Raw genomic sequence first — 322 nt, 5'->3', positions numbered from 1 at the left:
AGCCGCTAGTGCAGCTTCATCAAGTAAGGCTTGTGATTTAAAGCGCCCTTCCCAAAATCTGCCTGTACAGTTATCTTCTTTATTCGCTTTTCGGGCTATGCTTTCATTCAGTACCCGCATAAACCAACTGATACTCGATAAGCGTTCTCTAAATTGTTCAATGTCTTTATTTAAAAAGTGTTGCTGCGCTGAGTCTAGCTCTTCACCCTGAAGGTACTTATGAGACAGTATGGTGCCTTTAAACAGCTTATGCCATCTGATGATAACCGCTTTATCACTCAGTCTTTTAGCTTTTATATCATCTACATAAAGTACAATGTGA

1 pseudogene is annotated in these 322 nt (G+C 39.8%); it reads right to left on the bottom strand.

Annotation, left to right across the window (positions count from 1 at the left end):
- Positions 1-322: pseudogene (locus J8L98_RS24710) on the bottom strand (transposase); the annotation flags it as partial.

It is taken from the genome of Pseudoalteromonas sp. MMG013 (genome assembly GCF_018100885.1).
GTDB classification, from domain to species: domain Bacteria; phylum Pseudomonadota; class Gammaproteobacteria; order Enterobacterales; family Alteromonadaceae; genus Pseudoalteromonas; species Pseudoalteromonas aurantia.
Note: the sequence above shows the minus strand (reverse complement) of the source record. Positions and strands in the feature narration are given on the sequence as shown.